This is a genomic window from Sulfurovum sp. (assembly GCF_041562805.1).
Lineage (GTDB): Bacteria > Campylobacterota > Campylobacteria > Campylobacterales > Sulfurovaceae > Sulfurovum.
In genome coordinates, this window is sequence record NZ_JBFFOH010000114.1 from 1 (window position 1) to 8,004 (window position 8,004).

General features: G+C 39.0%; 9 protein-coding genes. 7 read left to right on the top strand and 2 right to left on the bottom strand.

Annotation, left to right across the window (positions count from 1 at the left end; translation table 11 throughout):
- On the top strand, nt 1-822 hold an 822-nt coding region (locus ABYK33_RS11535; RefSeq protein WP_373033374.1), incomplete at its 5' end, for a protein adenylyltransferase SelO family protein.
- A 34-nt stretch (nt 823-856) separates the two neighbouring features.
- Nucleotides 857-1,174, top strand: a complete 318-nt coding sequence (locus ABYK33_RS11540) for a thioredoxin family protein (protein WP_373033375.1) — start codon at nt 857-859, stop codon at nt 1,172-1,174.
- A gap of 210 nt (nt 1,175-1,384) precedes the next feature.
- Here ABYK33_RS11540 and ABYK33_RS11545 read toward each other — a convergent pair whose 3' ends face one another.
- Together ABYK33_RS11545 and exbB are read right to left on the bottom strand one after the other, a co-directional pair.
- Nucleotides 1,385-1,762, bottom strand: coding sequence for an ExbD/TolR family protein (locus ABYK33_RS11545; RefSeq protein ID WP_373033376.1), 378 nt, complete (start codon nt 1,760-1,762; stop codon nt 1,385-1,387).
- A 2-nt stretch (nt 1,763-1,764) separates the two neighbouring features.
- The gene (exbB, locus tag ABYK33_RS11550; RefSeq protein WP_373033377.1) at nt 1,765-2,202 is read right to left on the bottom strand and encodes a TonB-system energizer ExbB; all 438 of its coding nucleotides are present in this window, start codon (nt 2,200-2,202) and stop codon (nt 1,765-1,767) included.
- Between the two features lie 166 nt (nt 2,203-2,368).
- Between exbB and gyrA the strand changes: the two genes are divergently transcribed.
- The 5 genes from gyrA to ABYK33_RS11575 all read left to right on the top strand — a co-directional run.
- Complete coding sequence (gene gyrA, locus ABYK33_RS11555; protein WP_373033378.1) at nt 2,369-4,861, top strand: DNA gyrase subunit A; 2,493 nt, start codon at nt 2,369-2,371, stop codon at nt 4,859-4,861.
- Between the two features lies 1 nt (nt 4,862).
- Nucleotides 4,863-5,900, top strand: coding sequence for an aspartate-semialdehyde dehydrogenase (locus tag ABYK33_RS11560; RefSeq protein ID WP_373033379.1), 1,038 nt, complete (start codon nt 4,863-4,865; stop codon nt 5,898-5,900).
- Nucleotides 5,900-6,412, top strand: coding sequence for a YqhA family protein (locus tag ABYK33_RS11565; protein ID WP_373033380.1), 513 nt, complete (start codon nt 5,900-5,902; stop codon nt 6,410-6,412). The genes ABYK33_RS11560 and ABYK33_RS11565 overlap by 1 nt, the downstream gene beginning before the upstream one ends.
- Complete coding sequence (gene hemE / locus ABYK33_RS11570; protein ID WP_373033381.1) at nt 6,412-7,458, top strand: uroporphyrinogen decarboxylase; 1,047 nt, start codon at nt 6,412-6,414, stop codon at nt 7,456-7,458. The genes ABYK33_RS11565 and hemE overlap by 1 nt, the downstream gene beginning before the upstream one ends.
- A 16-nt stretch (nt 7,459-7,474) precedes the next feature.
- A partial coding sequence (locus tag ABYK33_RS11575; protein WP_373033382.1) for an HD domain-containing protein occupies nt 7,475-8,004 on the top strand: 530 nt, incomplete at its 3' end.

An 8,004-nucleotide genomic window follows, 5' to 3' on the forward strand; every position in this document is an offset into this window, starting at 1 on the left:
AATTTCCCTCATATCAAGGGTAAAGAAAATCGCTATACCCTACTATTTAATGATGTGATGATCATCACTGCAAGGCTTATGGCACAGTGGATGTCTGTAGGTTTTAACCATGGTGTGATGAACACTGACAATATGTCTATTGCAGGGCTGACGATAGATTATGGTCCTTATGCCTTTTTAGATGATTTCCGTCATGACAATATATGTAACCATACCGATCAACATGGACGTTATAGTTTTGCGAATCAACCACAAGTAGCCAAGTGGAATCTCCGTTCACTTATGAAGGCACTAAGCCCTTTAACAACTATAGAGAAGATGGAAAAGAACTTAGCGATGTATGATAAGATCTATATGCGCTATTTTCACTACTATATGTGTAAAAAGCTTGGACTTCCAGGGACTATAGAGGGTGATCCTGAGCTCATTGATGACATGTTGGATATGCTGGAAAGGTTACGTGTGGATTATACGCTCTTTCTTAGAACACTGAGTCACTATGAAGGAGACAGAACCGCACTGTTAAGTACTGGGTTTTATCATGAGCCTATGAATGCATGGCTAGATAGATATGATGAACGTATTAAAACCATAGATACAGAAGTAAGAAAAGAGCAAATGTTGGCAGCCAATCCAAAGTATGTTTTAAAGAACTACATGCTTCAAGAAGCTATAGATGCAGCCGAGAAAGGTGACTTCTCTCTCGTGGATGATCTGTTTAAAATTGCTCAAAATCCGTTTGATGAACATCCTGAGTTTGAAAAATGGGCAGGGGCAACACCTGATGCGTTTAAAAATCAGAAGCTGAGTTGTAGTTCCTAATCGTTATAATTTCAAAAATGATTAAGGATAATGTATGACGTTGGAAGAACTACAAAATACCATAAGAACTGAAGTAGGGGTATTACTTTACTTCTCTGGAGAACACTGTAATGTATGTCATGCATTAAGACCTAAATTCAAAGAAGTGTTTGATGCGAACTTTCCACAGCTTAAGCAGATCTATCTTGATGCACATGAAAACGCGGAGATCTCTGCTCAATTTCAAGTCTTTTCAGTACCAACGATGATCGTGTTTATGGATGGACGTGAGTTTGCGAGAGAAGGACGTACAGTGAGTTTACATCAGTTAACTGAAAAGTTGAAACGTCCCTATGGAATGATGACAGAGTAATTTTTTTAATTTATCTAAATTCCACTCAGCTTGATTGAGGCGTTGTTTTTCTCTTCATTTTTTTAGAAAAAACGAAGCAAAAAAGCGTCATGGCTCTCGAATCGCTCCACTTTCAAGGGCGTTCGCCATGACAAAGGCACGCGTTGCGTGATTAAACTAGGAAGAGCATTAGTATCACTTACGATACCTTTTATAAATCGCACAAAAATATTACTTCTTTGTCATGATAGAGATATTTTCAAAGCCTTTGTCTTTAAGAATCTCTATAATACTTACAAAGTACTCAAATGCAGAAGCTTTATCCATATGTAAAGAAATTATATCTTTTTTAGGATCAAGTTGCATAAGCTTCTCTCTTATAAGGTCAATAGTCAATGCATCTTTGTTATAAAAGAATTTACCCTCTTTATCTATAGAAATATGTATACTTTTTTTCTCTTCACTCTTTTTTGAGCTCGCAGTTGGCAGATCAACTTTTATCGTCTGATTTTTTACAAATGTGGATGTGGCCAGTATGATAACCAGCAGTACCAGAACGATATCGATGAATGGTACAACATTCATCTTGTCAAAGCGTTCACGTCTCATACTTACTTTTCATCCTGAAGTATTTCCCACTTTACCAGAAGCGTATCTACTCTTGTAAGCAGTGCATTGTAAAGTACAGTCGCTGGGATAGCCACTACCAGACCGGCTGCTGTGGCTTTAAGTGCAAGAGCCAGGTGTTTCATGATCTCACCAGGGTCTATCGTATCTTGCTGGTCCCCAATGATGTAAAAGGTAAGGATAATTGCAAGTACTGTACCAAGCAAGCCAATATACGGTGCATTTGATCCTATAGATGCGATCGTTGCAAGACGTTTAGAAAGGTCAAGTTCAAGTGCTTGTTTATGTTTATAGTCTTCTAATCTTACTGCACGGTAGAAAAGTACTCTCTCTATCGCATATGCAAAGGTGATAAAACTCAAGAAAAAGAGTAAACCTATTACCCCATAATCCACGACATCTTTTATTTGTTCAATTGGCACTATTTTTCCTTGATAATATAATTTATCATGCATTATATAGAAATAGTGTTAAATTCATGTTAAATCCATTTTAAGATACCTAGCTTCGATTTTAAGCCGTTTTAAGACTTTTTATTAAGGCGATGTTAGATACAATGAAGGCAATTTTTACACAATAAGGAAATGCATGAGCGATCTGTTTGACGAGAACCAAAATACCGGACAAGTGTTAATCGAAGATAGTATGAAGGCAAGTTACCTTGACTACTCAATGAGTGTCATCGTAGGTAGGGCATTGCCAGATGCAAGAGACGGGTTAAAACCTGTACATAGAAGAATCCTTTATGCGATGAACGATCTTCATCTCGCACACAGAAGTCCTTATAAAAAATCCGCACGTATCGTCGGTGATGTTATCGGTAAGTATCACCCGCATGGTGACAACTCTGTTTATGATGCACTTGTACGTATGGCACAAGACTTTTCCATGCAGGCACCGCTTGTTGATGGTCAGGGAAACTTTGGTTCTGTCGATGGTGATAACGCTGCAGCGATGAGATATACCGAAGCACGTATGACAAAGATAGCAGAAGAACTTCTGAGTGATCTAGACAAGGATACTGTAGACTTTACACCAAACTACGATGACTCTATGCAAGAGCCCGATGTACTCCCGGCACGTGTACCAAACCTTCTGCTTAACGGTTCAAGCGGTATTGCGGTTGGTATGGCTACAAATATTCCTCCTCATAGACTTGATGAAATCGTTCAAGCACACATTCATCGTATTGACAATCCGGATTCAACGATTGAAGATATGATGAAGATCGTGCATGGTCCTGATTTTCCAACAGGTGGTATCATCTTTGGCCGTAAGGGTATCACAGATGCATATACGACAGGACGCGGACGTATCAAAGTACGTGCAAAGACGCACATTGAACAAAAAGGTTCTAAAGAGATCATCATCATTGATGAACTTCCTTTCCAGGTCAATAAGTCTAGACTTATAGAGAACATTGCACAACTTGTACGTGATAAACATATAGAAGGTATCTCTGAGCTTCGTGATGAATCAGACAGAGAAGGTATCCGTGTGGTTATCGAGCTTAAGCGTGATGCGATGTCTGAGATAGTCCTTAACAACCTTTTCAAAAGTACACAGATGCAAGTGACGTTTGGTATCATCATGCTTGCGATCGTGAATAAGGAACCAAAAGTATTTAAACTTATGGAACTTTTTGATCTTTTCTTGAAACACAGAAAAACGGTTGTGATCAGAAGAACGATCTTCGAACTTGAAAAAGCAAGAGCAAGAGCGCACATCTTAGAAGGTCTCAAGATCGCGGTAGATAATATTGATGAGGTAATAAAGATCATCCGTGCATCTGCAGATGATGTTGAGGCAAGAGAAAATCTCATGTCTCGTTTCAAACTTTCAGAGATTCAGGCAAAAGCTATCATGGAGATGAGACTTAGACGTCTTACAGGTCTTGAGATAGAAAAAATTGAAAGTGAACTTGCTGAACTTCTTAGACTCATCGCAGAACTTGAAGGCATCTTGAAAAGTGAAGATAAGATCAACGTGATCATCCGTGAAGAACTTGTAGAAGTACGTGATAAGTATACAACACCACGTCGTACAGAGATTGTAGATGATTATGATGATATAGATATCGAAGACCTTATTCCTAATGAGCCAATGGTTGTGACGATCACACACCGTGGTTACATCAAACGTGTACCGGTCAAGCAGTATGAAAAACAACATCGTGGTGGTAAAGGTAAGATAGCCGTTACGACATACGATGATGATTTCATCGAAAAGTTCTTTACGTCAAATACACATGATACACTCATGTTCGTAACAGACAGAGGACAACTCTACTGGCTCAAAGTGTATCGTATCCCTGAGGGATCTCGTACGGCTAAAGGTAAGGCGGTTGTAAACCTTATTAACCTTCAGCAGGATGAGAAGATCATGGCGATCATTCCGACCACTGACTTTGAAGCGGATAAAGGACTTGTGTTCTTTACTCAAAATGGTATCGTGAAGAGAACAAACCTTTCTGAGTACTCAAATATCAGATCTAATGGTGTAAGAGCGATCAACCTTGATGAAGATGATGCTTTAGTAGAAGCTAAGATCGTTAAGCCAGATACGAAATGGCTCTTTGTTGCAACGAAAAAAGGTCTATGTATCAGATTTAAAGTAGAAGATGCAAGAGAGATAGGTAGAGTGGCACGTGGTGTGACTGCGATCAAGTTTAAAATCGAAGGTGACTACGTGTGTGGAGGAATCACCATCGAAAATGAAGAAGATGAATTGCTTATGATGAGTGAAAAAGGTCTTGGTAAACGTACAACTGCAAGTGAATACCGTGAACAAAACCGTGCAGGTAAAGGAGTTATCTCTATGAAACTCACACCTAAGACCGGTGATGTTGTAGGTGTAGTATTTGTAGAAGAAGACAAAGACTTGATGTGTTTAACAAGTATCGGTAAGATGATACGTGTAGATATGGAAACCATCCGTAAAGCAGGACGTAATACTTCAGGTGTGAAGATCGTTAGCGTTGAGGCAAAAGACAAAGTTGTAAGTATTGCAAAATGTCAAAAAGAAGAGACACCGGATGAAGAAAACGGTGAAGAAACAGATAATACATTAGGATTAGAATAACGTGAATAAATATAACGTAGCAGTAGTTGGTGCAAGTGGCGCGGTAGGTGAAGAGCTTTTTAGAGTTTTGGAAGAGCTAGACTTTCCTGTAGGAAATCTTTTACCTTTGGCAAGTGCAAAATCTGCAGGTGATCCTATTGAGTTTAAAGGGTCTGTCTACAAGATAGAAGAGCTGACTGAAGAAGTTTTTGAAGGTAGAGATATTGACATTGCATTCTTTTCAGCAGGTGGAAGCATTTCTGCACACTATGCAAAGTATGCAGTAGAATCCGGAGCAGTGGTCATAGACAACACGTCTCACTTCAGAATGGATCCAACGGTGCCACTTGTGGTACCTGAAGTAAATCCTGAAGACATCGCACTCTGGGAAGAGTCAGGGGTGATCGCTAATCCTAACTGTTCTACTATCCAGATGGTACAACTTCTTAAACCTCTTCATGACCTATATGGTATTAAAAGAGTAGATGTAAGTACGTACCAGGCAGTGAGTGGAGCAGGAAAAGCAGGGATGGAAGAACTTGTGACACAGATGCAAGCCTTCTTCAACTTTACACTTGATGAAGCAAAAGTAGAAGCTTTTGCACACCGTATAGCACTGAATGTCATTCCACATATTGATGTACCGCAGGAAAATGGTTACACCAAAGAAGAGATGAAAATGGTAAACGAGACCAATAAGATCATGCACAGTGATTTTGCAGTCTCTGCGACATGTGTACGTGTACCGGTTCTAAGAAGCCATTCTGAGTCTATTACGATCACATTTGAAAATGATGTAGATGTAAATGTAGATAAAGCAAGAGAAGTACTGGATAATTTTGAAAATGTGACTGTTATAGATGATATGTCGAAAAATGAATACCCTATGCCTTTGACTGCAACGGATACAGATGAGACATATGTTGGGCGTATCAGAAAAGATATCTATGCCAAAAATATCATACACCTTTGGGGTGTAGCAGATCAAGTAAGAGTAGGAGCAGCTACAAATGCAGTACGTATTGCTCTAAAATGGATCAAATTAGAGGAAAATGCTTAATGTTAGAAAGATTATTTGAAAGTACTTTATGGAATTCTAGATTTATTGTGATATTAGCGGTAGTATTTGGTCTTATTGGTGCTGTAATACTTTTTGCAGTTGCAAGTATTGATATCATAGTAACTGCTAAGTATGTTGTAGCAACATACTTATCTGGAACGCATCCGGAAAATTTCCACCAGGATGTAATCGGTGGAATCATTGGGGCAGTTGACTTATACCTTATCGGTGTTGTAATGCTACTTTTTGCATTTGGTTTATATGAACTTTTCATATCAGAGATAGATGTAGCTAAAGAATCAGAACATGATGAAACACAACTTTTGGCAATTCATTCACTAGACCAGCTTAAAGATAAAATTTCAAAAGTTATTGTTATGGTTTTAGTTGTAGGATTTTTTCAAAAAGTCGGTTATACTCAATATAGTGGCGCGCTAGATATGTTATATCTTGCACTCTCTATCACTGCTGTTTCAGTTGGGTTATATTTTTTAGGAAAAGTAGGTAAATAATGAGTAAAATATTTGTAGATGCATGTCTTGGAAAAGAGACACCATACACACCAGTATGGATGATGAGGCAAGCAGGCCGTTATTTGCCTGAATATATGGCAGTACGTGCTGAAGCAGGAAACTTCCTTAACTTGTGTCATGATCCTAAAAAAGCAGCAGAAGTAACGATCCAGCCATTGGACATCGTCGGTGTAGATGCCGCGATCTTGTTCTCAGACATTCTTGTTATCCCAGATGAAATGGGTATGGACTTGAGTTTTGTGAAAGGTGAAGGACCAAAGTTTTCTGACCCGTTAACGTCACAGGAAGACTTGGACAGACTTATCGGTGGTGATGAAGCTGCAAGTAAACTCACTTATGTTTTTGATACGATCAAACTCTTAAGAGAGCAATTGGATGAAAGAGGCGATGAGATAGCACTTATTGGTTTTACAGGTGCTCCATGGACATTAGCAACCTATATGATAGAAGGGCAGGGAACAAAGACCTATAACATTTGTAAAAAGATGATGTACTCAAACCCTGAACTTCTCCATAACATTCTTGCTAAAGTGACTGAAGTGGTTAAGCTGTACATGGAAAAACAGATCCAGGCAGGTATAGACGTAGTACAGATCTTTGACTCATGGGCAGCAGCGATAGAACCAGATAACTATGATGAGTTCTCATGGAAGTATATGGTTGAGATAGCAGACTACCTTAAATCAAAGTATCCTGATACTCCTATCATCATGTTCCCTAAAGGTGTATCACCATTTATAGAACGTGGTGGTGTGTATGGTAACTTCGATGTATTTGGTGTAGACTGGGGAACATCTATGGCTATGGCTAAAGAGAAACTTGGTGACAGATATGTACTTCAAGGAAACATGGAGCCATGTAGACTCTATTCTAAGGAAGCAACAACAGAATCTGTAGAAGCTATCCAGAAGATCATGGGGACACAAAGACATATCTTTAACCTCGGGCACGGGATCCTTCCTGATGTGCCTGTAGAAAATGCAAAACACTTTGTAAGTGAATGTCAGAGGGTAAGTAAAAAATAACCCCTGAAAGGGCATTATGAACAGAGAACATTATCACATTGCAGTAGAAGAATGTGAACTTGGGATAGTAGGACATAAGGTTTTTGTACGTCTGAAAGATATCCCGATGTATCTCTCTAAACATACAAAAGACAGTATACGAAACCGCTACAGCCACTCCATCGAAGTAGGGTTAAGCACAGAGTATATGCTCAATCATCTCAGTGCACAATTGGGAGATGATGTTGACCTGAATTTTTTCAAGATAGGAAAGATCGTAGGTCTTCTACATGACATTGGACATACGGCATTCAGCCATGATGGTGAGACTATCTTAGACAAGATGCTTCAAAAAGCCTCTGCATCATTCGTAAATCCTCTCAGATTCAACGCAAACCTCAATAACTTTAGACGTATTCTCAAGTATGAATTCTACGATAACTTACCAGAAGATGTGAGACAGTATGCCTTTGCTTCTTTGGTGAAACGTGCAAGTGAACTCGACGAATACCCTGAATACCTCTATCTAAAGTCATATATTAAAGATGCCATTGAACTGGAAGAAAA

Coding starts and splice junctions, on each gene's coding strand:
- ABYK33_RS11545 (WP_373033376.1), bottom strand. CDS start 1,762: ATGAGACGTGAACGCTTTGACAAGATGAATGTTGTACCATTCATCGAT.
- hemE (WP_373033381.1), top strand. CDS start 6,412: ATGAGTAAAATATTTGTAGATGCATGTCTTGGAAAAGAGACACCATAC.
- ABYK33_RS11540 (WP_373033375.1), top strand. CDS start 857: ATGACGTTGGAAGAACTACAAAATACCATAAGAACTGAAGTAGGGGTA.
- ABYK33_RS11565 (WP_373033380.1), top strand. CDS start 5,900: ATGTTAGAAAGATTATTTGAAAGTACTTTATGGAATTCTAGATTTATT.
- gyrA (WP_373033378.1), top strand. CDS start 2,369: ATGAGCGATCTGTTTGACGAGAACCAAAATACCGGACAAGTGTTAATC.